Raw genomic sequence first — 23,055 nt, forward strand, 5'->3', positions numbered from 1 at the left:
ATCGAGAACATGTTCGGCAGGCTCAAGGACTGGCGACGCATCCATACCCGCTACGACCGATGCGCACACACCTTCATGTCCGCCATCGCCATCGCCGCAACCGTCATCTTCTGGCTATGACGCAATGAGTCCTGAGCCTAAGTGACTCCAGTTAGGCTCCTCACACCTTCACCTCCACCACCCCGCCCCCTGCCCTGAACTTCGCCGACATCTCCGCCATCCCGGCCTCCGCCTCCGCCTTCAGCGACTCCCCCGCATCATTCTGCGCCGCGGCGTCCTTGCGGATGTCGTGGCTGATCTTCATCGAGCAGAATTTGGGGCCGCACATCGAACAGAAATGCGCGGTCTTGTGGGCCTCTTTCGGCAGGGTGGCGTCGTGGTATTTGCGGGCCGTCTCCGGGTCGAGGCCGAGGTTGAACTGGTCTTCCCAGCGGAACTCGAACCGGGCGCGGCTGAGGGCGTCGTCGTGGGCGCGGGCGGCGGGGTGGCCCTTGGCCAGGTCGGCGGCGTGGGCGGCGATCTTGTAGGTGATGACGCCGTCCTTGACGTCCTGCCGGTCGGGCAGGCCCAGATGCTCCTTGGGCGTGACGTAGCAGAGCATGGCCGTGCCGAACCAGCCGATCATGGCCGCGCCGATGGCCGAGGTGATGTGGTCATAGCCCGGGGCGATGTCGGTGGTCAGGGGCCCCAGCGTATAGAAGGGGGCCTCGTGGCACCATTTCAGCTGCTCATCCATATTGGCCTTGATCTTGTGCATCGGCACATGGCCGGGGCCCTCGATCATGACCTGACAGCCGTGGGCCCAGGCGACCTTGGTCAGCTCGCCCAGGGTGCGCAGCTCGGCGAACTGGGCCTCGTCATTGGCGTCGGCGATCGAGCCGGGGCGCAGGCCGTCGCCAAGGCTGAACGAGACGTCATAGGCGCGCATGATCTCGCAGATGTCCTCGAAATGCTCGTAGAGGAAGCTCTCCTTGTGGTGGCTCAGGCACCACTTCGCCATGATCGAGCCGCCGCGTGAGACGATGCCGGTCACGCGTTTGGCCGTCATCGGCACGAACGGGAGACGGACGCCGGCGTGGATGGTGAAATAGTCGACGCCCTGTTCGGCCTGTTCGATCAAGGTGTCGCGATAGACCTCCCAGGTCAGGTCCTCGGCGACGCCGTTGACCTTTTCCAGCGCCTGATAGATCGGCACGGTGCCGATGGGGACCGACGAGTTGCGCACGATCCAGTCGCGGATGTTGTGGATGTTCCTGCCCGTCGACAGGTCCATGACATTGTCGGCCCCCCAGCGGGTGGCCCAGACCAGCTTGTCGACCTCGTCGTCGACCGAGGACAGGACGGCCGAGTTGCCGATGTTGGCGTTGATCTTCACCAGGAAATTTCGGCCGATGATCATCGGCTCGACTTCGGGGTGGTTGATGTTGTGGGGGATGATGGCCCGGCCGCGGGCGATCTCGGAGCGGACGAATTCGGGGGTCACGTAGTCGGGGATGGAGGCGCCGAAGGATTCGCCGTCGCGGGGCGAGGGGCGAGGGTCAAGGGTCGAGGCAGGAAAGCCCGAAGCCGCCAGCGTCGTGCCGTCGTGCAGGGTGATGATGGAACCACCGTCACTCGCCCCTCGCCCCTCGTCCCGCGCCTCTCCTCTCCGCATATTCTCGCGGATGGCGACGTATTCCATCTCGGGCGTGATGATGCCGGCGTTGGCATATTCGTACTGGGTGACCGGGCGTCCGGGCACGCCCTTGAAGACCCTGTGATGCGAGGTGTCGAAACGGGGGGCGAGGTTCTTGCCGCGGGCGTTGCCGTTGTCCTCGGGCTTGACCTCGCGGGGGTCAAGGACGGGGGCGATGTCGCCACGGTCGAGCTGCCACGACGACTTCACCAGCGGCAGGCCGCGCTTGATGTCGATGGTGACGGTCGGGTCGGTATAGGGGCCGGAGCTGTCATAGATGGTCACCGGCGGCTCATTGGCCGAGGGGGGGACGGCGACCTCGCGGAAGGGGACGCGGATGTCGGGGTAGAGCTCGCCGGCGACATAGACCTTGTGCGACCCGGCGCGCTCCCCGGTCGGGATGGTGCCGGTCTCCTTCATCACCTGATCGCGGGCGTCTTTGAGCGCCAGATCGATGCCCGAGTCGTGGGGGGGCTCTTGCGGCAGTTCGGGCGGGGTGACGAGAATGTTCATGGCGGCCTCTGGTGTGGAGGTCCGCCGACGTCGGGCGTGGGGGTCCTGTCGCGTGGACCGAAGCGTTTCCCATCCCTTCGCCGGCATGACCCGGATCAGGTTCGACGGGTCAGGCGGATACGCCAATCTCAGCCGCTGCGCGCGCGGCTCCCCGGAGAACGTCACCACGATAGACCTGTCTCACGGCTCGGACCAGCCCCGCACCGCCAGATCGAGCCGGCCCCGACGCGGATCGCCGTGGAACCTGAGGGTCAGGGTCTCGGTCCCTCCGCCGGAAACGTAGTCGAGGGTGGCGGCCGCCGTCTCGGGCGCGCCGGCGGGCGGGGTCAGGACGCCTTCGACATCCACGGCGGCGGCGGTCATGCGGCCGCGGTTGGAGACCTCGACCTCGACCCGGAAGCCTGCGCCCCCCGGCAAGACCGACAGCACGCGCGCCGACAGGTCGGGCGGGGTGCGCGGGGCCATAGCCTCCAGCGTCAGGCCGCCCAGGGTGCCCAGGGTCAGGACCAGGCCGATGCCGGCGACGATCCACTCCAGCAGCGGCTTGGGCGAGGGCCTGGCGGCGATGGCGGGCTTGCGGGCCATGGGTCAGACCAGCAGCCGCGCGACGGCGGCTCCGAGCGAGGCGGGAAAGGCGAGCACGACGGTGGTGGCGACGATCGCCGACGGCGTCTGGCCGTCGAGGCGTCCGAACACCCACAGCATGAACAGGCTCGTCAGCAGGGCGATGGCGTAGCCCACGAAGGTGAACTGGAACAGGGCGGCACCGGGACGACCCGCGTCATGCTGTCCTGCGAAACCGACCGAAAAGACCAGGGCATGCAGAAGGGCGATCGACAGCAGGGCCAGCAGGAGAATCTGCCAGGCCGCCATCTGGTAACCGATCAGCACAATCTCCTCGGTCGGGACGACGTTGAAGGCCAGGACCACCGCCCCGGCCGCCATCAGGAACAGCTCGCCGAAGTATGAGGCGGTATCCTCGTCGCGCTCGTCGCCCTCGTAGACACCGGCGCCGAGCAGGCGCCGGGCGAGGTTTGCGCCGATGGCGGCGGGTACAGCCTGCAGCGTGATCCGGCTGATGGCGTCGCCGGGGGCGACCTCGGGACCCAGCAGGCCGAAAAGCGCCAGAAAAGCCGTCGCCGTCGCGAAGCCGACAGCCAGGGCCGTCAGGGTGTTGAACAGGTTGTTCCGCCAGCCGCGCTGGGCGTTGAAACCCGCGTAGTCGGACAGACCATAGATCAGGGGCAGGGCCAGGACGACGAAGGCGATCAGACGAACCGGCTCCATCGCCATGCCGAAGGCCCACATCTCCATCGTCATCAGGAGCGGAAAAACGAAGATCAGGGCTCCGCCGAACGCGCGCGCCAGACTGGCCGCATAGGTCTTTTCGCGGGCCAGATCCAGAACGGGCGCGGTGCTCATCTTGCGGCAACGCTCGACGGGCGACAGGGCTCCGCCGACGACGGTAATCAGTCGGGGACGGCGGCCAGCAGGGCCTCCAGCGCCACCTCGATCCGGGCCCAGCCGGCCGGGTCCAGCGCCAGACCGGCGAAGGCGCCCCGGGCTAGACCGGACAGGGCCAGATGCTGCACCGCGGCCATCAGCACGGCGTTCAGCGCGGCCGGGTCGCCCCCAGGCGAGGTGCGCAGGCGGGGGCGGCGCTCACGCATCCAGGTCTGCAGCACGGCGGCGCGGTCGGCCTCGATCCGGCGCAGCAGGTCCGAATCCTCGACCAAGGCCCAGGCCATCAACCGCAGCGACAGTGGGCTGGCGCGCAGGGCGGCCAGCCAGGTCAGCAGGCTGATGTGGGCGAAGGTGCGCCAGCTGGCGGTCTCGACCTGAGGGATGGAGGCGAGGCTGGCGCCGAGGGCGGCGTGGGCGCGCGCGGCGATGCGCTCGACCACCCCGTCGGCGCCGTCGAAATAGCGATAGACCAGCTTGCGGTCGCAATGGGCCTCGGCGGCCAAGGTCTGGACATTCAGGCCGGGAAAGCCGTCGCGCAGCAAAATCCGCTCGCCGGCCTGGACGATGAGGCCCTCGGTGGAGACGCGGTCGCGCAGTCTGATCGGCGAATCAGCCATGGAGTAAGCATCACGCCGCAGGGCGGAAGCGACAAGCGGATTGAGTCATGGGGGAAAGGGTGCGGCCCGGCCTGCGTCGGGGGGCGTCAGCGAAGCCGGGCCGCGTCGGACTTGTCGAGCGCGCATCGCCGCGGGGTCCGTAGTGATAACAACGGTCCGGCGACGCGGTTCCGTCGGCGGCTAAGTTTTCCTCACTGTGTGATGCAGTGCCCGGCGCGCAAGGCGGCCCGTGTTCCTGAATCCAGATCTTGCGGGAGGAAGGTCTGTTGCTGGCGCGTCAGACGAAACGGGGTCTCCGCATCGGGCCTGAACCAGATCAGATAGCCGCACTCGTCCTGAAGCGACCAGCCGGCGACGTAGTCCACCGCGACATACAGACCCGGCCGGGGGCTGTCCGGCGGGTTGGGATACCAAGTGAGTTTGGCGACCTGCCGCGACACGGGCGACCCAACGACGCTTCGGCGTTCGCCGGCGCGGGCGATCCAGTCTTCCAGCGGCGCTCCACCGGTCATTTCGGGATCGGTCAGCGCGAAGGCGTCGGTGTCGCGGAGCTGTTCAACGGCAGAGAAATATTGGCCCGTGAGATCGAGGATGACCGGCGTCAGCGCGTCAATATCCATCTGCGTCAGGGAGATGGGAGCGGCGGGGGCTGCGGGCGGGGGAGGGATCTCACCGCACGTCAGATCCTGGTTCAGGGTGACGCTGTCGCGTTCCGGCCCGGTCTGGCCGGGTGCCAAGCCATCGGCCGCAAACTGGTACCGACCGTACTGGGCCGCCAGATCGCCGCACAGCTCGGCCGCCGTGGGTGCCAACAAGGCGAACGCTGTGCCGGGGTCCTGCGTCCCCTCCACTTTGACGGTGAGGCGATATCCGGCGTCGCCGAGCCGTTCGACCTGGACCGCCGATGACGGCTGCGGCTGACCGAGGCCGACAAGCAACGCGATCGCGACGTACAGTATATTGGGCAAGCTGGCCTCGCTGGTTTATTGCGGCAGCAGACGGCCCTTGTCCGTCGGGAGTCAAGATTATGCATCTCGCCCGCTTCCCCCGTATCCGCCTTGCCCATCTGCCGACGCCGCTGGAGCCTCTGCCGCGGCTGAGTGAGGCGCTGGGGGTCGAGATCTGGATCAAGCGGGACGACTGCACGGGACTGGCCGGGGGCGGCAACAAGACCCGCAAGCTGGAGTTCCTGCTGGGCGACGCCTTCGAACAGGGTGCGGATACGCTGGTGACCCAGGGCGCGGTGCAGTCGAACCATGTGCGTCAGACGGCGGCGGCGGCGGCGGCCCACGGCCTGGCCTGCGAAGTCATTCTGGAAGAACGGACGGGGTCGAAAGCGATCGACTACACCCGCAACGGCAATGTGCTGATGGACCGGCTGTTCGGCGCGACGATGCGCACCGTGCCCGGCGGCTCGGACATGACGGCTCAGCTGGAGGTCAGCGCGGCCGAGGTGACCGCGCGTGGTGGGCGGCCCTACATCATCCCGGGCGGCGGCTCGAACGCCATCGGCGCGCTGGGCTATGTCGACTGCGCGCGCGAGATCGTGGTCCAGGCCGATGAGCTGGACATGCAGATCGACCGGATCGTCACCGCGACGGGCAGCGCCGGGACGCATGCCGGTCTGGTCGCCGGTCTGGCCGTCATGGGGGCGGACATCCCGGTGCTGGGCATCGGCGTGCGGGCACCGAAGGCCAGGCAGGAAGAGAATGTGCTGAAGCTCGCCCACGCCACGGCGGCCCTGCTGGGTCGGCCGAACGCGGTGACGGCGGACATGGTGGTCGCCGACTGCGACTATGTTGGCGAGGGCTACGGCCTGATCGACGCGGCGGTAATCGAGGCGCTGAAGCTGGCGGCGCGGACCGATGCCATCGTGCTGGACCCGGTCTACACCGGCAAGGCGATGAAGGGGCTGATCGCGCTGGCCAGGGCCGGCCGGTTCGAGGGTGAGCGCGTGGTGTTCCTGCACACCGGCGGGGCCCAGGGCCTGTTCGGGTATCAGGGCGAGATAGAGGGGGCGCTCTGATGGGCAAGGTTCTGGGCGTTCTGGGCGGCATGGGACCGGCGGCGACGGTGGCCTTTCTGGCGCGGGTGCAGGCCCTGACGCCCGCTGAGGGCGACGACGACCACATCCGCATGCTGATCGACCTGAACCCGCAAGTGCCGCACCGCCACACCCGGGCCGTGGAGGCGGGCGAGACCCTGGGCCGGATGGCCGCGAGCCTGCGCGACGCCGGCGCCGAGATCCTGTGCATGCCGTGCAACACCGCGCACGCCCATGCCGATGCCATCCGTGCGGCGGGCCTGCCCTTCATCGACATAATTGCGGAAACCACCAGGGCAGCGAAGGCGGATGGGGCAAGGCGGATCGGGGTGCTGGCCACGCCCGGAGGTGAGGCGCTGTACGCGACCGCGCTGGAGGCATCGGGATGCGAGATCGTCCGGCTGGAGGGCGAGGACCGCGCCGCCTTCATGGAGGCCGTGTTCGCGGTCAAGCGCGGCGACGTCGGCGAGGGGCCGCGCGGGGTCATGCGCCGGTTGGCGGCCGCGCTCGTCGCCCGGGGATCGCAGGGCGTCATCGGGGGCTGCACCGAGGTGCCGCTGCTGCTCGGCCCGGACGATGTGGCGGTCCCGTTCACCGATTCCGCCGAGGTGCTCGCCGCGCGGTGTGTGACGCTGTGCGGATAGAGCGACACCGCAATCCTGTTGCGCCTCTTGCCCCTCGCCGCCCGGCGGGCCATCAGGGCCGGTGAACAAACAATCCCTCATCATCGATTGTGACCCCGGCGTGGACGACGCCGTGGCGCTGATGCTCGCCTTCGGTTCGCCCGCGCTCGACCTGCTGGCAATCACCACCGTGGGCGGCAACGCGCCGCTGGCCAAGACGACGCGCAACGCGCGCATGCTGCGCCAGATCGCCGGACGCCAGGACGTGCCGGTGCACGCGGGCGCTGACCGGCCGCTGCGCCGCAAGCCCGCCGGGGCCGGAGAATTCCACGGCGAGGAGGGGCTGGGCTTCATGACGCCGTTCGCGCCGACCAGGCCGGTCGCGGACGGACACGGCGTCGACGCCATCATCAGTGCCGTGAACGCGCGCCCGCCGGGGACGGTGGCGCTGGCCCTGTTGGGTCCGCTGACCAATCTGGCGCTGGCGCTTCGGCGCGAGCCGCTGTTGGCCCGCAGACTGGGCGCGGTGGCGGTGATGGGCGGCGCGCGCAGCGAAGGCGGCAACATCACGCCCTCGGCCGAGTTCAACATCTGGGCTGATCCCGAAGCCGCGGACGAAGTGCTGCGCAGCGAATGCCGGGTGACGATGTTCAGCCTCGACGTCACCCATCAGGTGCGGGCGACCGAAGCGCGGATCGCGGCGATTGGAGCCGTGGGCACGCCCAAGGGCGACGTGGCGGCGGCGATGATGACCTTTTCCCAGACAGTCGAGCGCGAGATCGTCGGCTGGCCCTCTTTATCCGGGTGGGGGCCGCCGGTGCATGACCCCTGCCCCGTGGCCTGGGTGCTGAAGCCCGAGCTGTTCACGCTGAAGCCGTGCAAGATCGCGGTGGAGACGCAGAGCGAGCTGACGCGCGGGCATACGTCCGTGGAGTTCCGCGTCGATGCGGCGACCGCGCCTCACCTCTGGGCCGCCACGGTGGACGCGGATGGGGTGTTCGACCTGATCGTGAAGGCGGCGGGATGAAGATCACCGTCGTCGGCTCGATCAACCTGGACTTCGTGGCCACGGCCGGTCTCCTGCCCCGGGCGGGCGAGACGGTGACGGGGGCGACGCTGGCCCGGCATCCCGGCGGCAAGGGTGCCAACCAGGCGCTGGCGGCGCGCAAGCTGGGGGCGGACGTCGCCCTGATCGGGCGGGTCGGCGACGACGAGATGTCGAGCGCGGCCATGGCCCTGTTGATTGCGCACGGGCTGGACCTGACGGGCGTGGACACTGATCTGGCCGAGCCGACCGGCGTGGCCCTGATCGCTGTGGATCAAACGGGCGAGAACCAGATCGTGGTCTGCGCCGGCGCCAACCATGGCGTCACGCCTGAACACCTGCCCGCCCGGATCGACTGCCCGCTGATCGTCCAGCTGGAACTGCCGATCGCCACGGTCGAGGCGGCCGTGGACCGTGCGACCGGGTTTGTCTGCGTCAACCTGGCCCCCGCCGCGCCGGTATCGGACCAGCTGCTGCGTCGCGCCGACCTGCTGATCGTCAACGAGACCGAGGCCGCCTTCTACGGCGACCTGTTGCACCGCGGCGGCGGGCGCGTCGTGGTGACCCAAGGGGCGAGGGGCGCGATCATGTACCAGCGCGGCGCCGAGGTGGCCCGCGCCGCGCCGCCCAGGGTCACGGCCATCGACACGACCGGCGCGGGGGACGCCTTCGTGGGCGCTATCTGCTTGGCCCTGCTGGAGGGGATGGAGGTCGGAGACGCCCTGGCCTTCGCCTGCGCCGCCGGAGCCGTGGCCGCGACCCGGCCGGGTGCCCAGCCGTCCCTGCCGACCCGGGCCGAGGTCGAGGGCCGTATTATAAGGTCGTAACTATGGTGCGGCGCGGTCCCTCGTCTCCGTCCAGCGTTGGCTCGACGGCGGCTGAACCCAGCTGGAGCGAAATCGGTCTTGATGGACGCAGTCCATCAAGGCTCAGATTTCGCTCCAGCATGATTCTGGACCATTTTTTGGATTCAGGTCGATTCGACCTGAAGCAAAAGTGGTCTAGTTCGCCCGGAAGGCCGCGACCGCCTCGACCGTCTTGCGCACATTCGTCTCGATGGCGGCCCACTCACCGGCCTTGAGCGCTGCGTCGGTGATCAGTTTCGAGCCCATGCCGGCCGCGACGATGCCGCTGCTGAACCACTTGGCGATGGAAGCCTCATCGGGGTCGACACCGCCGGTCGGCATGATCTTGGTCCAGGGCATGGGGCCCAGCACGGCCTTGACGAAGTCGGGGCCGCCGACGCTGGCACCGGGGAACAGTTTGACGATCTCGCAACCCAGCTCGTGCGCCTGGCCGATCTCGGTGACCGAACCGCAGCCGGGGAAGTAGGCGGTCATGCGGCGGTTGCAGACGCGGGCGACCTCGGGGACCAGACAGGGGCTAACGACGAAGCGCGCGCCCCGGTTCAGGAACAGGCTGGCCGTGCCGGCGTCCATCACCGAGCCGATGCCCAGGATGATGTCGGGATCGGTCGCCTGTATCTCGCGCGCGATCTCGCCGAACAGGTCGCAGGCGAAGTCGCCGCGGTTGGTGAATTCCACCGCCCCGGCCCCGCCTCGCGCGCAGGCGCGGATGACGTTCAGGCAGACGTCCTTGTCCGGATGATAGAAGACGGGTGCGACGCCCTGTGCCTCCAGCGCGGTCAGAACGGCGAGACGGTCGTGGCGCATGAGGGTTTGACTCCGCCGGTCATTCCGGTGACCCACCACGCTTATCGCAAGCGCCACCCCTCGCGAAAGCGTTTGATCCCGGGTTTCTCTGGATCGCGCGGAACTTTGTGTTTCGAAACCCGCGAGGTCAATGAGCCCGCCTGACGCTTCGCGCCGCAGAGGTCGCAGAACTCACGGCCGGAATTTCGGCGGTCGTGCCGCCAGCGATGGCGGCGGCAGCGAAGTTGTCGAAACAGTCGTCGGAGGGCGCGAAACATCTACTCTCGGTGTTAGCGCAGGCTGGCGGGCGATGCGGGACCTCGGGGTTCAAAAATAACCATTTCCCACTGCGGTCAAGCGGTGAATGTGTCGTCCACAGACGATGATTCAGGCGGTTGCCCTGGCTAGGGCCGCGATCCGCGTCACAACACGGCTGTCCGCCGCGAACAGCGGGTCAAGCACGGTGAAGTGGTTCAGCCCGGGCAGGACCTCGCAGCGGGCCTCCACGCCATTCGCCGCCCAGTGGTCGGTCATCATCCGCGACTGGCGCAGGAACTCGGGACTCTCTTCGCCGCCGACGACGCAGTCGAGGATCGTGCCCCCGGGCGTTGAGCCGTTGGGAATCGGCCAGAAGACCGGCGACAGGGCTGCGGCCTCGCCCTCGTCGAGGTCGAGGGCCGTGTTCAGCGAGGTCTGCACCAGGGGGCGCAGGTCGAAGATCCCGCTGATGGCGACGGCGGCGGAGGCCCGCCCCTCGGACAGCATGCAGGCCGCCATATGCCCTCCTCCGGAGTGGCCGAAGACCACGGGACGGACGCCGGTCCGCGCGCGAACCGTCTCCACTGTCTCGCGCACCTGGCGCAGGATGTGCCCCAGCCGAACGGCCGGCGCGAGGTCGTAGGAGGGAACGATCAGGCTGACGCCGTGGGCCAGAAGCGGGGGCGCGAGGCCGCTGAACCAGTCCTTGTCCAGCGCCTGCCAATAGCCGCCGTGCAGGAAGATGGCGACGGGCGCGCCGGGGCCGGCGTCGAACAGATCCATCTCCTCGCGCTCGCCCTCGCCGTAGGCGATCTGGATCGGCGGATGGGCGGCGCGGGCGGCTTGGGCGGTCTCGCGCCAGCGCTGCATCACCGCCGGGTGGTCGGGCACGCGGGCGCGGTTGTTGTACTGGCTTTCGAAGTCGGGGGACTCGAGGTCGATCTCGCCTGTCACGAATCCATCCGCTACACACCTTCCTGACCACGGAAGGACCGCCGCCATGATGACCGCCATCTTCGTCTTCATCAAATGCGAGCTGGGTCACGCCAACGACGTCGCCGCCGACATCGTGGACAATGTAGAGCACGTGTCCGAGGTCTATTCGACGTCCGGCCAATATGACCTGCTGGCCAAATTCCAACTCCCGAAAGATATGGACATCGGCACTTTCGTGACGAAGTCCGTTCAGACCCGACCGAATATCCGCGACACCTTCACCGTCATCACCTTCTCGCCGTTCTTGCCGTCGGGGCGATGAGCCAGGGCGGGAGCCCACGCGTTAACGTGTCGTGGGACCACGTTGGGTTCGGGGTCATGAAACAGCTCGCCCCGCTCGCATTTGCCGGCCTGGTCCTTGCCGCCTGCCAGCCTCCGGCCCAGGCCCCCCGCCGACACACCGGCCGCGCCCGCTGCTGAAGCGCCCGCGACCGGCCCCGTGACGCCCGCTCCGGCGACGGCCCGGGCCTATGCGCCGGCCGAGGACGTGCTGGCCGGGGACGGGGGATGCGGCGCCGTTCCGCTGAGGTTCGCGACCTGGGGCGACGGACTGCAACTGCTGTTCCAGGACGGGACCTTCGCCGGCTGGCCGGCGCGCGGCCCATTCCGGCGTGGAAGTCGCGGTCAACACCCTCGGTCCCGAGTTCGGAGCGGCCGACGTCGACGGGCTGCTGTCCGGAACGACCGCCACCGCCACGGTCACCAACCTGTGGGCCGGGGTCAGCTGCAACTTCCGCTAGGGTGAGCTCGCACCTGCCCCCTGACAGTGACCTTTTCGTCGCACGACCGCGCTTTCCGCGCGCCGTTCAGCGGATGGTCATCGCACAGTGCCTATGGTCTGGAACGAAGATCGGGCACAAAGGCTTGAGGGTCCATGCTCATGCGATTGAAAACTCTGTTCGGACGGGTCTGCGTTGCCGATGAGCTCGACATGATCGAGCACTATCGCTCGCCCGCCGAAAAGACGGCCGACCTGGTCGTCCACGTCGTTGGCTTGACCCTGGCCGCCGTCGGCGGCGTTGTGCTGGCGGTACTGGCGGCCATTTATTCCGGCATCGGCGCCGTGGTGGCCACCTCGGCCTATGCGCTCTGCCTCGTCGCCATGCTGACCGCCTCGACCATCTACAACCAGACCCGCCCCTGCGCCGCGCGGCCCGTGCTGCGGCGGCTGGACGAGGCGGCCATCTTCCTGATGATCGCCGGCAGCTATACGCCCTTCACCACCCAAAGATTTGAAGGCGCCTGGTCCATCGGCTTCACCCTGCTCGTCTGGACCGTGGCGCTGGCGGGGGTCGTCACCAAACTGGTCGCGCCGCGCATTTCCGATGCTTTCTGGAGCGCCATCTACGCGCTGTTCGGGTGGCTTGCCCTGCTCGCGCTCAAGCCGCTGATGGATACCGTCCATCCGGTCGCCCTGGGCCTGCTGGTGCTGGGCGGTCTGATCTATACCGCCGGAGTCTTCGTCTTCATCAGCCCGAAGGTGAAGTTCCGCCGCGCCATCTGGCACGGCTTCGTCGTCACCGGGGCTTCCGTGCACTGGGCCGCGGTCCTGGTCGGCGTGGTGCTCGCACCCGCCGCCATGGGCTAATTTGCGCGACGCTTCGCGCTGCGGGATAGTGGGCGCAATGCAACAGGATCGGGGTCGGGCGTGGCGGACAGGAAAGCGGGACCCGGCGACACTGTCGTCATCAAGAAATATGCGAACAGGCGGCTCTACGACACCTCGACCAGCGCCTATGTGACGCTGGAGGACCTGGCGCGGATGGTCCGCGAAGGAACGGATTTCGTCGTTTATGACGCCAAATCCAACGAGGATCTGACCCGCCAGATCCTGACCCAGATCATCTTCGAGGAGGAGAGCCGGGGCGAGGCCCTGCTGCCCGTCCAGTTCCTGCGCCAGCTGATCGGCTTCTACGGCGGCCAGATGCAGGGCGTCCTGCCCAGCTATCTGGAGATGTCGCTGGAAAGCTTCAGCCGTCAGCAGGAGCAAATTCGCGGTCAGTTCTCCAAGACCTTCGGCGCGACGCCGGGGGCCGGGATCATGGAGGACGCGGTCAAGCGCAATATGGCCCTGTTCACCGACGCCATGAAGCTGTGGCCCGGCTTCAACGCCATGGGCGCCGGCGTGGCCCGTCCCGCAAGCGAGTCGGCGCCTGCCACCGATCCTCTGGCCGAGATGCGCCGCCAGATGGACGAGATGCGCACTCAGCTGGACAAGCTTTCGACCGGCAAGGGCGGCTGAGCCGTGACCGACGAGGTCCGCCCGGTCGAACCCGTGGCGCGTCGCGATGACAGACGCGCGGCCCAACGTCGGGCCGCCGAGCGCCGCGTCGCCGCCCAGACTCGCGCCCTCGTCACCACAGACTTTCCGGTTGAAGCTGCCGAGCCCCCGGCAAGAGCTGCCCCGACGCCCGCCGCCGCCGCCTCTGCGGCCGCCTTCGACGCCCAGATGATCGGTCAGACCGGGCAGCGTCGGGGCCTGAAGGGCGGCCCTCCGGTGCTGAACGCCGCCCGCTCGACCTATCTCGGCGCGGCCTATTCGGGGGACGCCGAGCGCCGCCCCAGGCCCGGCAAGTCCACCGACACGGACGTCTGACCCCGACGGCACGGTCCTTGCTGAAGATTAGGTCGTATCGCCTCCGTCCGGGACCGCCGCCATGCTGACCTTTCTCGCCCGAACCGTCGATGTCACGGTCGTCGCCCTGATCTTCGTCGCCTTCAGCTGACCTTGCGCCGGGCGCAGCCCGGGCGTATCGACGCCCTCGTCATCGGGGAGTAGCCGCCCGCAGCGTCTCATGCGGGGTTCGCGTCAACACACTTCCTCTCGCCCGGAGAGGATGGCGCGTTCTGTAAGTGGCCCTGTCGCCTCGCGCACGGCGCGAGGCTGCTTGAGGGCGGACCGTATTGGTCCTCAAGCAGCGAGCCTCCGCGAGGCGAGCAATAGGACCACCAACATGGCGAGACCGCTGGCTTCGCAGGGTGCTTCCACGCGGGGGCCGGCTGCGAACGCCAATGGTCCACCCGCCGACGCCCCCGCGTAGAGTGATCGTTCTGGACGCCTTCCTGATTTCGACCGGCCTCGTCTCCATCGCGGAGATCGGGGACAAGACCATGCTGCTGGCCATCATGCTGGCGGCGGCGTGGCGACGGCCCATGCCGATCATCCTCGGCATTTTCGTCGCCACCCTGGCCAACCATACGTTCGCGGCCCTGGCGGGATCGGTTCTGGCGCGCTTCACGGACGGCGACTGGGTGCGCTGGGCCGTCGGCGTCGCCTTCATCGGCTTCGCCTTCTGGGCGCTGATCCCCGACCGGTTCGACCAACAGCCGGACATGACGGAAAAGACCTTCTCTGGCGTGTTCTGGACGACCACCGCCGCCTTCTTCGTGATTGAAATGGGCGACAAGACCCAGGTCGCCACCGCCATGCTGGCCGCCCGGTTCGACTCCCTGGCGCTGGTCGTCGCGGGATCGACGCTGGGCATGATGCTGGTCACCGGATCGGCGGTACTGCTGGGCGAGAGCGCCGCGCGACGGCTGCCGATGCGCTGGATCCGCGTCGCCGCCGCGGCCGGTTTCGCGGCCACGGGCCTTTGGGTCCTGCTCTCGGGCTGATAGGAGCAAGGTCCTTCCAACAAGGCCTTCTCTATATGCGTCTGTTTCTCCGCCTCGCCGGAGCCGTCGTCATGACGGTGCTACTGGCCCTGATGATCGGCCCGCAGGCCGAGCCCAGCGGCCTGATCTGGGACAAGGCCGCGCATTTCATCGCCTTCGGCCTGATCTTGTGGAGCCTGGGCGTATTGTTCCGCAGAATGCCCCGCGTCATCGCGGCCGCCGTCGCCATCGCCATCGGCGGCGCGGTCGAGGTGATCCAGAGCTATACGGGCCGGGATCCCAGCTGGGCTGACTTGCTGGCCGACATTCTGGGGGTCGCCGCGGCGCTTCTGGCCTGGGCGGTTTGGCGCGGGTTCCAGCCGCGCGAGGCGTTTCAGATCTCGAAGCGGCGATAGGGCGTCAACGCGCCGCACGCTCTCGCCCATGCGCGGCGCGACGGCTGGAAGCGGGGCTGAAGTTTTCCGCCGGGGCCACCAGCCGGGCATTCAAGCGTCCCCCGCTTCATCCCCAGCCGCCTGTCGCTCGTCTACCACATCTAGCGTCCGCAGAAATCGTGATCGCAATATAGCCGTATTTCGGCTTGGCGCCGGACGGTTCAGGACGCATGATGAACTTCTTCTCTTCCGCCTGCTCAGCGCCGAGTTCCCGATGAACGCCCACGCCTCCATCATTCCCGCCAGCCCCGGCCTGCTGACCCCATCAGCGGCATACAAGCCGTTCCGCTACCCGTGGGCGTTCGACATGTGGAAGAAGCAGCAGCAGGTCCACTGGATGCCCGAAGAGGTACCGCTGGGCGAGGACTGCAAGGACTGGGCGGCCAATCTGACCCCGTCGGAACGCAACCTGCTGACCCAGATCTTCCGCTTCTTCACCCAGGCCGACATCGAGGTGCAGGACAACTACATGGAGCGCTACAGTCGGGTGTTCAAACCGACCGAGGTCAAGATGATGCTGGCCTCCTTCGCCAATATGGAGACCATCCACATCGCGGCCTATGCGCTGCTGCTCGAGACCATCGGTATGCCCGAGAGCGAGTTCGGGGCCTTCATGGAATACGAGGCCATGCGCGACAAGCATGACTTCATGGGCAAGTTCGGGGTCGAGACCAACGGCGACATCGCCCGCACCTTGGCCATGTTCGGCGGCTTCACCGAAGGGCTGCAGCTGTTCGCCTCGTTCGCGATGCTGATGAATTTCCCGCGCCAGAACAAGATGAAGGGCATGGGCCAGATCGTCAGCTGGTCTGTGCGCGACGAGAGCCTGCACTGCGACGGCATCATCAAGCTGTATCATGCCTTCAACAAGGAGACGGGCGCGGTGACCAAGGCGGTCGCCGACGACATCGTCGACTGCTGCAAGACGGTGGTCGAGATGGAGGACCGCTTCATCGACCTGGCCTTCGAAATGGGCCCGGTGCAGGGCATGACCCCGGACGACATCAAGGCCTACATCCGGTTCATCGCTGACTGGCGCCTGCGCCAGCTGCATCTGCCGGAAGTCTATGGTGCGAAAGAAAATCCCCTGCCCTGGCTGCAGTCCCTGCTGTCGGGCGTGGAGCACGCCAACTTCTTCGAGGCCCGCGCGACGGAATACTCCAAGGCGGCCACCACCGGTGCCTGGCACGGCACCGAGGGCGTCTGGACCGAGTTCGACAAGATGATGGCCCGCCGCGACATGAGCATGGTCGCGGGCTGATCAGGGCGTCTGCGCACCGCAGGGTGGCGGCGCCCTCGATCTCAATGATGGAGGCGCATCCGCCAGGCAGGATCGTCAGGCGCGGGACGACCCTCGGCCGAAAGCAGGCGTTCAGATTCCCGCGTACCATTCATAGGCGCGGTCGGGCCAATACCCGCCCCTGCCCTGTCCGAGGTCGTCGAAGCTTTCGACAGCCTCGATGCGCTTGATGTATTTGGCGTGCTTGTAGCCCAGCTGACGCTCGACTCGCAGGCGTAGCGGCGCGCCTTAGGGCACGGGCAGGGTCTGGCCGTTCATGCCCCAGGCCAGGATGGTCTGGGGATGTCGGGCGTCGATCAGGTCGATGCTCTCATATACCGCTCGCCGTATTTGGCGCCGCCGCCTCAGTCCGGAAGGCGCAGCTCGAAAACAGTGCCCGTTGGTCCGGTCTCGACCAGGTTCAGTCCGCCGCCGTGGCTGACCGCCAGTTCGCGCGAAATGGCCAGGCCCAGGCCGGCACCGTCCGAAGCGCGGCCGCTGACGAAGGGCTCGAAAAGGCTTTCAGACAGACGCGAGGGAATGCCCGGACCGTCGTCGGCGATGCGAATGACCCAGGCACCGTCCTCGCCCGCGGCCGTGACGCGAACCACCCCCTTGCGGCCGGTCCGCCGGGTCGCGTCGCCCTCGATGGCCTGGCGGGCATTCCGCATCAGATTGACCAGGATGCGGTGCAACTGATCGGGATCGGCGTGGACGGCGAAGCGGGCGGGCAGGGACTTGTTCAGACGCACGCCCTCAGCGGTCAGGCCGGCGTCCTCGGCCGCCGCGGCGATGGCGGCGGCCATGGCGATGCGAACATGCTGGGGCGGCGGCTCCTCGCTCTTGCCGTACTCCAGCACATTGCGCGACAGGGCCGCTGCGCGGCCCAGCGCGCGTTCCAGCCGGGGCAGCACCCTGGCGACCTCGGGATCGGGCGAGGCGGCGAGACGCTCGGACGCCATCTGCGCCGAGGTGAGCATGTTGCGCAGGTCGTGATTGATCTTGGCCACAGCCTCGCCCAGCGCCACCAGACGGGCGCGGGATCGCAGTGACTGGCGCACCTCTTCCTGCATGCGCGCCAGCTCGCGTTCGACGCGGCCGATCTCGTCATGGCGGTCGCTGGGCGGATCGCCTTCGCTTTCCGGATCGATTGCGAACCGCTCGATGGCGCGCGTGACCCGGCGCAGCGGTTGCAGCACCAGGAAGGCCAGACCGCCGTACAGCAGGCCGCCGGCGACCAGCGAGATCAGTAGGGACACCAGCAGGCTGTTCAACAGGAAGGCGCGCAACTCAGCCTTGAGGGGCTCTGCGGGCGCTAGGATTTCGATGAAGTCGCCAGAGCGATAACGCGGGCGAGCCTGCACGCGGATGGAGCGATCCTCATGCCCGACGAGCGTGCGCCAGGGATCGGTCAGGCGCGCCAGAGGACGGGCCTGGCGAAGATCGATCAGGTCTGGCGCGCGCGGCAGGTTCGGGGCTTGAAGCAGGAGCCGGCGCACGCCCTGGTCCCCGACGACGACGGCCTGCACGCCGCCGATGGCCAGCAGCTGGTTGGCGGTGTCGTCCTCGACCATCGAATAGGGCAGGGCCTCGACACCGACGGACGCCAGCTCGGCCGATTGCAGCCGGTCGAGCAGCCAACGCTCGTGGAAGCTGGCGGCGTTGGGCGCGATGATCAGCATGCCCACCGCCACGGTGAAGACAACTGTCAGCAGCAGCAGCCGCCAGGCCAGGGCGTCGGGCGCGTGAAAGCCCAGCCGGTCGCGCCAGTCGGCCGGCATTCGCATGAAACGCCGCGCGGCGCTGAGGAACGGACGCGACTCCGTCACGGCGCGCGCTTTCGCCGGGCCAGCGCCGCCTGCGTCGTCTTCAGAACGAACGGCAGGACGATGGCCAGGACGAACACACCGGCCATGGGGGCCCAGAACTGGGCGAAGAGGGACTGAAAATCCGGATCCGGGTTCGTCACCAGCAGAGTGTTCAGCCGCGCCCCGATCCAGCAGTAGATGATGTGCGCGGGCAGAAGGCCGATCACGGTGGCGACGGCGTAGGGCGTCAGTCGCACCGACATCAGGCCCGCGGCGACATTGATCATGTGGAAGGGCACGACCACGGCCAGACGGGTGGCCAGCACGTACCAGAAGGTGTCCTTGTCTATGGCGGCGCAGACCTTCTGCATCATACCCGCGTCACGATCCGCCTTCTTGCGCAGCTGCTCGCCCAGCGCCGACCGGGCCACCGCATAGACGATCAACGCCCCCGCCGTCGCGGCGATGGCGGTGGACACGCCGCCTACCCACGGCCCGAAAAGATAGCCGGCGGTTATGGTCACGAAGAAGACGCCCGGCACCACGCTGGCCGTCAGGACGGTGAACACCGCCATGAGCAACAGCAAACTGAGCAGATAGTTGTCGCTGGTGAAGGCGCGGAAGTCCTGGCCGTGGACGCGCAAGGTGTCGAGCGATAGATAGCGGTGCCAGCCCATGCCGAAGATGAGCGCGATCACGCCAACCATCGCGATCAGGGGCAGAAAGCGTTTCAGCCGGTCCATCGTCACTCCGCCGAGGCCCCTCCAGCGTTGACACCGGAGGCCCTGCCGCTTATACGCCCGCCCTTCCCGCGACGGACGTCTTTCCGCCGCCAACCCGTTTAAACCCAGGAGCCGACCGTGAAGCGGACCTATCAGCCGTCGCGACTCGTGCGCAAGCGCCGTCACGGCTTCCGTTCGCGGATGGCCACCAAGAACGGACAGAAGATCGTCGCGCGGCGCCGCGCCAAGGGCCGCAAGCGCCTGACGGCCTAAGTCGTCCGGCGCCCCGGAACCGGGCGCATGAGCGACCTCGTGAAAATCGAACGCATGACTTCGCGGCCCCAGTTCCTGGCGGCCGCGAAAGGCGTTTCAGAGGCCCGCGGCGCCGTGGTGGTGCAGCGGCTGGATCGTCATGACGCGGACGCCGTCGTTCGACTGGGTTTCACCGCCACGCGCAAGGTCGGCGGGGCGGTCATTCGCAACCGCGCCAAGCGCCGGCTGCGCGAGGCCGCGCGGGTCCTGGCCCCCCTTTTGGCCAAGCCGGGCAGCGACTATGTCTTCGTCGCTCGCATGGGCACGGCGGACCGCCCATGGGACCGTTTGCTTGACGATGTGAAATCGGCGCTTACAAGGCTCGCGACCCCGCGGCCGGCGCCCCAAGGCGCGCCTGCCCAACCCGCGCCCGCCGGCCAGGATTCCTGATCTCCATGCCTCCTCAAGACAATAGCCGAAACACGATCCTCTTCGTCGTGATCGCGGGGATCATGCTGCTCGCCTACAGCTTCTTCGTGATGGAACCCCAGGCCGAGAAGCGCCTCGAGGCGCAGATCGTCGCAGCCGAGAAGAGCGTGGGCGGCACCGCGGCCACGGAGCCGACGCCCGGAGCCTTGATCTTCACGGAAGACCGGACGGTGGCTTTGGCCCGCGGCGGTGATCGCGTGCCGATCCAGACCCCGACCCTGACCGGCTCCCTGTCGCTGCAGGGCGGCCGCATCGACGACCTGTTCCTGACCCGCTACCGCCAGACCGTCGACGAGGATTCGCCTGCCGTGGAGCTGTTCCGCCCGGAAGGGATGCGCCACGCCTATCAGGCGATGTTCGGATGGAACGGACCCAACGTCCCGGGCGGCGTGCCCGGCAAGGACACGCCTTGGAGCCTGACCCAGGGTGCTGCCCTCACCCCCACGACGCCGGTGACCCTGACGTGGGACAACGGCGCGGGCCTGCGCTTCACGCGTCTCATCGGCATCGACAATCAGTATATGTTCACCGTGACAGACACGGTGGCGAACTTTACGCCCCAGCCCGTCACCCTTCGTCCCTTCGGCCGCGTCGAACGCCAGGGCGTGCCCGAGGATCTGGGCAAGAACCAGATCCTGCACGAAGGCGGCATCGGCACCTTCGGCACCGACGGCGAATATGCGACCGAGCAGCTGAAGTACGGCGCCTGGGCCAAGAAGCCGGTCCAAGAGCATGAATCGACCGGCGGCTGGCTGGGCATCACCGACAAATACTGGATGGCGGCCCTGATACCGCCCCAGGACGAGAAGATCGAGGCCGGCTTCCGCGTCACCGAGAGCGGCGGGTATGACGTCCATTCCGCGACCATGATGGGCGAGGCCCACACCATCGCCCCCAACACCCAGATCACCGAGACCACGCGCCTGTTCGCCGGCGCCAAGCGCAACGAGATCCTGTCGGGCTACGAGCAGGCGCTGAAAATGCCGCGCTTTATCTACGCCATTGACTGGGGCTTCCTCTTCTTCCTGACGCGGCCGATGTTCCTGCTGGTCGAGTTCTTCTTCGGCATCCTGGGCAATTTCGGCGTCGCCATCCTGGCGCTGACGTTGACCGTGCGCCTGGTCATGTTCCCGTTGGCCAACAAGAGCTACGAGAGCATGTCCAAGATGCGGACCCTCCAGCCCCAGATGGAGGAGCTGAAGAAGAAGCACCCTGACGATCCGGCCACCCAGCAGAAGGAGCTGATGGCGCTGTATCAGAAGGAGAAGATCAACCCGCTGGCCGGCTGCCTGCCGCTGCTGCTCCAGATCCCGGTCTTCTACGCCGTGTACAAGATGCTGACGGTGACCATCGAGATGCGGCACCAGCCTTTCCTCGGCTGGATCCGCGACCTGTCCGCCGCGGACCCGACCATGATCTGGAATCTGTGGGGCCTGATCCCCTGGGATCCTACCAGCCTGCCGCTGATCGGCGGGCAGCTGGCCGGGACCTTCTCGCTGAGCATACTGGCGATCCTCTACGGTCTGACCATGTGGCTGCAGATGGCCATGAGCCCGCCCGCGCCGGACCCGATGCAGCGCCGCATCTTCCAGTTCATGCCGATCGTCTTCACCTTCATCATGGCCACCTTCCCGGCCGGCCTGCTCATCTACTGGGCCTGGTCCAACGTCCTGACCATCATCCAGCAGTATGTGATCATGCGCCGCCTGAAGGCCGAGAACCCGATCGACACCTTCATCGCGCAGGTGAACGCGCGACTGAAGAAGGCCTGAGTTGGACGACTTCTCCGCAGAGGAACTGGAAGCCGGACGGGTCCTGTTCGCGCGCCCGGCGACCTTCGTCATGGGCTGCGCCAAGATCGAGCAACTGCCCGATCCTGATCTGCCGGAGGTCGCTTTCGCGGGCCGGTCGAACGTCGGCAAGTCCAGCCTGATCAACGGCCTGGTCGGCATGCACAAGCTGGCCCGGGCCTCAAACGAGCCGGGGCGCACGCGCGAGGTCAATTTCTTCGACCTGGACGGCAGGCTGCGGCTGGTCGACCTGCCCGGCTACGGCTGGGCCAAGGCATCCAGGTCGACGGTGAAGAAATTCCAGGACCTGGGCCGGGACTATCTGCGCGGCCGGGTGACGCTGAAGCGGGTCTATCTCCTGATCGACGCCCGCCACGGCCTGAAGAAGGTCGACGACGAGGCGCTGGACGCGCTCGACCTCGCCGCCGTCAGCTACCAGATCATCCTGACCAAGGCCGACAAGCTCAAGAAGGGCGAGGCCGAAAAGGTCCAGGCCGAGACGCTGAAGGGCGTGTCCAAACGCGGTGCCGCCTATCCCGCCGTCATCGTCACTTCGGCCGAAAAGGGCGACGGCATGCCCGAGCTGCGGGCGGAGATCATGCGGACGACGGGCGTGACGCTGTAAAATTTCCGCTCGTCCCCGCCAAAGCGGGGACCAAGTGCTTTGGGCGACCGGTCAGACCGGCTTCGCAACCCTGTCAATCCGGGCCACTGTGCCTCCCGAATGAGCTGGGTCCCCGCTTTCGCGGGGATGAGTGGACAAAAAGAATGCAGACCCGACTGATTCAGACCGACGGCCTCCGCCAGCATATCCTCGAGGCCGGATCCGGTCCGCTGGTGCTGCTGATCCACGGCTTTCCCGAACTCGGGATCAGTTGGCGTGCGCAGGTCCAGGCCCTCGCGGATGCCGGTTTCCACGCCGTCGCGCCGGACATGCGCGGCTATGGCGGGACGGACAAGCCCGAGGACGTCTCGGCCTATTCCATCCTGCACCTCGTCGGCGACATGGTCGATCTGGTCCGGGCGCTGGGCGAGACGTCCTGCATCGTCGTCGGCCACGACTGGGGCGCGCCGATCGCCTGGCACTGCGCCTTGATGCGGCCCGACATGTTCCGGGCGGTGTTCGGCCTGTCGGTGCCGTTCCAGCCGCGCCGGCCGAAGGGACCACCGACGGCGGCGATGGCGGCAATCTCGAAACGCCTCGGTCGTGGCGACCTCTACATCAGCCGGTTTCAGGCCGAAGACGCGCATCAGGCGTTTGACGCCGACCCGGCGACCGCCCTGCGCAAGGCCTTCTACGCCTATGACGGCGCGACGCCGGATGGGTGGCAATCGACCGGCTTCGTTCCCGAAGGTGAGACCTTCATCTCGATCGTGCCCGAGGACGCCACCCTGCCGCCGTGGATGAGCGAGGCGCATTTCCGCGAATACGTCGACACCTTTGCGACCGGCGGCTTCAAGGGGCCGCTCGACTGGTATCGCAACCTCGACCGCAACTGGGCGCTGACCGCCCACCTGCAGGACGCGCTCATCTGCGTGCCCGCCGCCTTCGTGGTCGGAGAGCGCGACCCCGTGCGCCACTATGCCGGCCAGCACGAGGCGGGACTCAAGGATTGGGTGCCGGACCTGCGGATGCAGGTCGTGGTTCCCGGCGCCGGCCACTGGATTCAGCAGGAGCGCGCTGACGAGGTGAACCGACTTCTGATGGTGTTCATCCGGATGCCGGGGGTGAGCTAGAGCCCCGGCACGGCCTCTGCGGTAATCTTGAGGCTGCGGCTG

27 protein-coding genes and 1 riboswitch are annotated in these 23,055 nt (G+C 67.6%); of the genes, 18 read left to right on the forward strand and 9 right to left on the reverse strand.

Annotated features, from left to right (window positions below):
- A partial coding sequence (locus ACESMO_RS08860) for a transposase (RefSeq protein WP_372707829.1) occupies window positions 1-120 on the forward strand: 120 nt, incomplete at its 5' end.
- Window positions 121-160: 40 nt separating this feature from the next.
- Here ACESMO_RS08860 and thiC read toward each other — a convergent pair.
- The 5 genes from thiC to ACESMO_RS08885 all read right to left on the reverse strand — a co-directional run bounded on the left by thiC (window position 161) and on the right by ACESMO_RS08885 (window position 5,237).
- Window positions 161-2,188 carry a phosphomethylpyrimidine synthase ThiC gene (gene thiC, locus ACESMO_RS08865; protein ID WP_372707799.1) on the reverse strand — a complete coding sequence of 676 codons (2,028 nt, stop codon included), beginning with the start codon at window positions 2,186-2,188 and terminating at the stop codon, window positions 161-163.
- A gap of 54 nt (window positions 2,189-2,242) precedes the next feature.
- A riboswitch (TPP riboswitch) is annotated at window positions 2,243-2,352 on the reverse strand.
- Window positions 2,353-2,368: 16 nt separating this feature from the next.
- The gene (locus ACESMO_RS08870) at window positions 2,369-2,773 is read right to left on the reverse strand and encodes a hypothetical protein (protein ID WP_372707800.1); all 405 of its coding nucleotides are present in this window, start codon (window positions 2,771-2,773) and stop codon (window positions 2,369-2,371) included.
- 3 nt (window positions 2,774-2,776) lie between these two features.
- Complete coding sequence (locus ACESMO_RS08875) at window positions 2,777-3,610, reverse strand: TIGR02587 family membrane protein (RefSeq protein ID WP_372707801.1); 834 nt, start codon at window positions 3,608-3,610, stop codon at window positions 2,777-2,779.
- 47 nt (window positions 3,611-3,657) lie between these two features.
- Window positions 3,658-4,269 carry a TetR/AcrR family transcriptional regulator gene (locus ACESMO_RS08880; RefSeq protein WP_372707802.1) on the reverse strand — a complete coding sequence of 204 codons (612 nt, stop codon included), beginning with the start codon at window positions 4,267-4,269 and terminating at the stop codon, window positions 3,658-3,660.
- A gap of 191 nt (window positions 4,270-4,460) precedes the next feature.
- Complete coding sequence (locus ACESMO_RS08885) at window positions 4,461-5,237, reverse strand: DUF4019 domain-containing protein (RefSeq protein WP_372707803.1); 777 nt, start codon at window positions 5,235-5,237, stop codon at window positions 4,461-4,463.
- Window positions 5,238-5,296: 59 nt separating this feature from the next.
- Here ACESMO_RS08885 and ACESMO_RS08890 point away from each other — a divergent pair, with 59 nt between their 5' ends.
- The 4 genes from ACESMO_RS08890 to ACESMO_RS08905 all read left to right on the forward strand — a co-directional run bounded on the left by ACESMO_RS08890 (window position 5,297) and on the right by ACESMO_RS08905 (window position 8,808).
- Window positions 5,297-6,295, forward strand: coding sequence for a D-cysteine desulfhydrase (locus ACESMO_RS08890; protein WP_372707804.1), 999 nt, complete (start codon window positions 5,297-5,299; stop codon window positions 6,293-6,295).
- Window positions 6,295-6,957: an aspartate/glutamate racemase family protein gene (locus tag ACESMO_RS08895; protein WP_372707805.1), complete on the forward strand. Its 663-nt coding sequence runs from the start codon at window positions 6,295-6,297 to the stop codon at window positions 6,955-6,957. Before ACESMO_RS08890 ends, ACESMO_RS08895 begins: the two co-directional genes overlap by 1 nt.
- 61 nt (window positions 6,958-7,018) lie before the next feature.
- Complete coding sequence (locus tag ACESMO_RS08900; protein ID WP_372707806.1) at window positions 7,019-7,963, forward strand: nucleoside hydrolase; 945 nt, start codon at window positions 7,019-7,021, stop codon at window positions 7,961-7,963.
- Window positions 7,960-8,808, forward strand: a complete 849-nt coding sequence (locus tag ACESMO_RS08905; protein WP_372707807.1) for a ribokinase — start codon at window positions 7,960-7,962, stop codon at window positions 8,806-8,808. Before ACESMO_RS08900 ends, ACESMO_RS08905 begins: the two co-directional genes overlap by 4 nt.
- A 174-nt stretch (window positions 8,809-8,982) precedes the next feature.
- Here ACESMO_RS08905 and ACESMO_RS08910 read toward each other — a convergent pair whose 3' ends face one another.
- Window positions 8,983-9,654 carry a bifunctional 4-hydroxy-2-oxoglutarate aldolase/2-dehydro-3-deoxy-phosphogluconate aldolase gene (locus ACESMO_RS08910; protein WP_372707808.1) on the reverse strand — a complete coding sequence of 224 codons (672 nt, stop codon included), beginning with the start codon at window positions 9,652-9,654 and terminating at the stop codon, window positions 8,983-8,985.
- A 366-nt stretch (window positions 9,655-10,020) separates the two neighbouring features.
- Entirely contained in the window at window positions 10,021-10,845 is an 825-nt protein-coding gene (locus tag ACESMO_RS08915) for an alpha/beta hydrolase (protein ID WP_372707809.1), read from the reverse strand.
- A gap of 46 nt (window positions 10,846-10,891) precedes the next feature.
- Between ACESMO_RS08915 and ACESMO_RS08920 the strand changes: the two genes are divergently transcribed.
- The 8 genes from ACESMO_RS08920 to ACESMO_RS08955 all read left to right on the forward strand — a co-directional run bounded on the left by ACESMO_RS08920 (window position 10,892) and on the right by ACESMO_RS08955 (window position 16,197).
- Window positions 10,892-11,149 carry an Lrp/AsnC ligand binding domain-containing protein gene (locus ACESMO_RS08920; RefSeq protein WP_372707810.1) on the forward strand — a complete coding sequence of 86 codons (258 nt, stop codon included), beginning with the start codon at window positions 10,892-10,894 and terminating at the stop codon, window positions 11,147-11,149.
- A 349-nt stretch (window positions 11,150-11,498) separates the two neighbouring features.
- Complete coding sequence (locus ACESMO_RS08925; RefSeq protein ID WP_372707811.1) at window positions 11,499-11,627, forward strand: hypothetical protein; 129 nt, start codon at window positions 11,499-11,501, stop codon at window positions 11,625-11,627.
- Between the two features lie 134 nt (window positions 11,628-11,761).
- Complete coding sequence (locus ACESMO_RS08930; RefSeq protein WP_372707812.1) at window positions 11,762-12,475, forward strand: hemolysin III family protein; 714 nt, start codon at window positions 11,762-11,764, stop codon at window positions 12,473-12,475.
- Window positions 12,476-12,535: 60 nt separating this feature from the next.
- Window positions 12,536-13,129, forward strand: coding sequence for a polyhydroxyalkanoate synthesis repressor PhaR (phaR, locus tag ACESMO_RS08935; protein WP_372707813.1), 594 nt, complete (start codon window positions 12,536-12,538; stop codon window positions 13,127-13,129).
- 3 nt (window positions 13,130-13,132) lie between these two features.
- Entirely contained in the window at window positions 13,133-13,483 is a 351-nt protein-coding gene (locus ACESMO_RS08940; RefSeq protein WP_372707814.1) for a hypothetical protein, read from the forward strand.
- Between the two features lie 416 nt (window positions 13,484-13,899).
- On the forward strand, window positions 13,900-14,502 hold the full coding sequence (locus tag ACESMO_RS08945) for a TMEM165/GDT1 family protein (protein ID WP_372707815.1): 603 nt from the start codon (window positions 13,900-13,902) through the stop codon (window positions 14,500-14,502).
- A gap of 35 nt (window positions 14,503-14,537) precedes the next feature.
- On the forward strand, window positions 14,538-14,897 hold the full coding sequence (locus ACESMO_RS08950; protein WP_372707816.1) for a VanZ family protein: 360 nt from the start codon (window positions 14,538-14,540) through the stop codon (window positions 14,895-14,897).
- Window positions 14,898-15,150: 253 nt separating this feature from the next.
- Window positions 15,151-16,197 (forward strand): ribonucleotide-diphosphate reductase subunit beta, encoded by a 1,047-nt coding sequence (locus tag ACESMO_RS08955; protein WP_372707817.1) that lies wholly within the window; start codon window positions 15,151-15,153, stop codon window positions 16,195-16,197.
- Window positions 16,198-16,580: 383 nt separating this feature from the next.
- Here the strand turns inward: ACESMO_RS08955 and ACESMO_RS08960 are convergent, their stop codons facing one another.
- The gene (locus tag ACESMO_RS08960; protein ID WP_372707818.1) at window positions 16,581-18,044 is read right to left on the reverse strand and encodes a sensor histidine kinase; all 1,464 of its coding nucleotides are present in this window, start codon (window positions 18,042-18,044) and stop codon (window positions 16,581-16,583) included.
- Entirely contained in the window at window positions 18,041-18,766 is a 726-nt protein-coding gene (locus ACESMO_RS08965) for a TVP38/TMEM64 family protein (RefSeq protein WP_372707819.1), read from the reverse strand. Before ACESMO_RS08965 ends, ACESMO_RS08960 begins: the two co-directional genes overlap by 4 nt.
- A 117-nt stretch (window positions 18,767-18,883) precedes the next feature.
- Between ACESMO_RS08965 and rpmH the strand changes: the two genes are divergently transcribed.
- From rpmH to ACESMO_RS08990, 5 genes are all read left to right on the forward strand, one after another.
- Window positions 18,884-19,018 (forward strand): 50S ribosomal protein L34, encoded by a 135-nt coding sequence (rpmH, locus tag ACESMO_RS08970; RefSeq protein ID WP_003164000.1) that lies wholly within the window; start codon window positions 18,884-18,886, stop codon window positions 19,016-19,018.
- 27 nt (window positions 19,019-19,045) lie between these two features.
- The gene (rnpA, locus tag ACESMO_RS08975) at window positions 19,046-19,447 is read left to right on the forward strand and encodes a ribonuclease P protein component (protein WP_372707820.1); all 402 of its coding nucleotides are present in this window, start codon (window positions 19,046-19,048) and stop codon (window positions 19,445-19,447) included.
- A 5-nt stretch (window positions 19,448-19,452) separates the two neighbouring features.
- Window positions 19,453-21,258: a membrane protein insertase YidC gene (gene yidC, locus ACESMO_RS08980; RefSeq protein WP_372707821.1), complete on the forward strand. Its 1,806-nt coding sequence runs from the start codon at window positions 19,453-19,455 to the stop codon at window positions 21,256-21,258.
- Window position 21,259: 1 nt separating this feature from the next.
- Entirely contained in the window at window positions 21,260-21,901 is a 642-nt protein-coding gene (gene yihA / locus ACESMO_RS08985) for a ribosome biogenesis GTP-binding protein YihA/YsxC (protein WP_372707822.1), read from the forward strand.
- A 143-nt stretch (window positions 21,902-22,044) separates the two neighbouring features.
- Window positions 22,045-23,013 carry an alpha/beta fold hydrolase gene (locus ACESMO_RS08990; RefSeq protein ID WP_372707823.1) on the forward strand — a complete coding sequence of 323 codons (969 nt, stop codon included), beginning with the start codon at window positions 22,045-22,047 and terminating at the stop codon, window positions 23,011-23,013.
- The last annotated feature ends 42 nt before the right edge of the window (window positions 23,014-23,055 follow it).

The sequence above is a fragment of the Brevundimonas sp. genome (genome assembly GCF_041688735.1).
GTDB lineage: Bacteria > Pseudomonadota > Alphaproteobacteria > Caulobacterales > Caulobacteraceae > Brevundimonas.

Coding starts and splice junctions, on each gene's coding strand:
- ACESMO_RS08945 (WP_372707815.1), top strand. CDS start 13,900: ATGGTCCACCCGCCGACGCCCCCGCGTAGAGTGATCGTTCTGGACGCC.
- ACESMO_RS08950 (WP_372707816.1), top strand. CDS start 14,538: ATGCGTCTGTTTCTCCGCCTCGCCGGAGCCGTCGTCATGACGGTGCTA.
- ACESMO_RS08955 (WP_372707817.1), top strand. CDS start 15,151: ATGAACGCCCACGCCTCCATCATTCCCGCCAGCCCCGGCCTGCTGACC.
- ACESMO_RS08890 (WP_372707804.1), top strand. CDS start 5,297: ATGCATCTCGCCCGCTTCCCCCGTATCCGCCTTGCCCATCTGCCGACG.
- ACESMO_RS08910 (WP_372707808.1), bottom strand. CDS start 9,654: ATGCGCCACGACCGTCTCGCCGTTCTGACCGCGCTGGAGGCACAGGGC.
- ACESMO_RS08920 (WP_372707810.1), top strand. CDS start 10,892: ATGATGACCGCCATCTTCGTCTTCATCAAATGCGAGCTGGGTCACGCC.
- ACESMO_RS08930 (WP_372707812.1), top strand. CDS start 11,762: ATGCTCATGCGATTGAAAACTCTGTTCGGACGGGTCTGCGTTGCCGAT.
- rnpA (WP_372707820.1), top strand. CDS start 19,046: ATGAGCGACCTCGTGAAAATCGAACGCATGACTTCGCGGCCCCAGTTC.
- ACESMO_RS08905 (WP_372707807.1), top strand. CDS start 7,960: ATGAAGATCACCGTCGTCGGCTCGATCAACCTGGACTTCGTGGCCACG.
- ACESMO_RS08990 (WP_372707823.1), top strand. CDS start 22,045: ATGCAGACCCGACTGATTCAGACCGACGGCCTCCGCCAGCATATCCTC.
- ACESMO_RS08965 (WP_372707819.1), bottom strand. CDS start 18,766: ATGGACCGGCTGAAACGCTTTCTGCCCCTGATCGCGATGGTTGGCGTG.
- yidC (WP_372707821.1), top strand. CDS start 19,453: ATGCCTCCTCAAGACAATAGCCGAAACACGATCCTCTTCGTCGTGATC.
- ACESMO_RS08880 (WP_372707802.1), bottom strand. CDS start 4,269: ATGGCTGATTCGCCGATCAGACTGCGCGACCGCGTCTCCACCGAGGGC.
- ACESMO_RS08875 (WP_372707801.1), bottom strand. CDS start 3,610: ATGAGCACCGCGCCCGTTCTGGATCTGGCCCGCGAAAAGACCTATGCG.
- ACESMO_RS08870 (WP_372707800.1), bottom strand. CDS start 2,773: ATGGCCCGCAAGCCCGCCATCGCCGCCAGGCCCTCGCCCAAGCCGCTG.
- ACESMO_RS08895 (WP_372707805.1), top strand. CDS start 6,295: ATGGGCAAGGTTCTGGGCGTTCTGGGCGGCATGGGACCGGCGGCGACG.
- thiC (WP_372707799.1), bottom strand. CDS start 2,188: ATGAACATTCTCGTCACCCCGCCCGAACTGCCGCAAGAGCCCCCCCAC.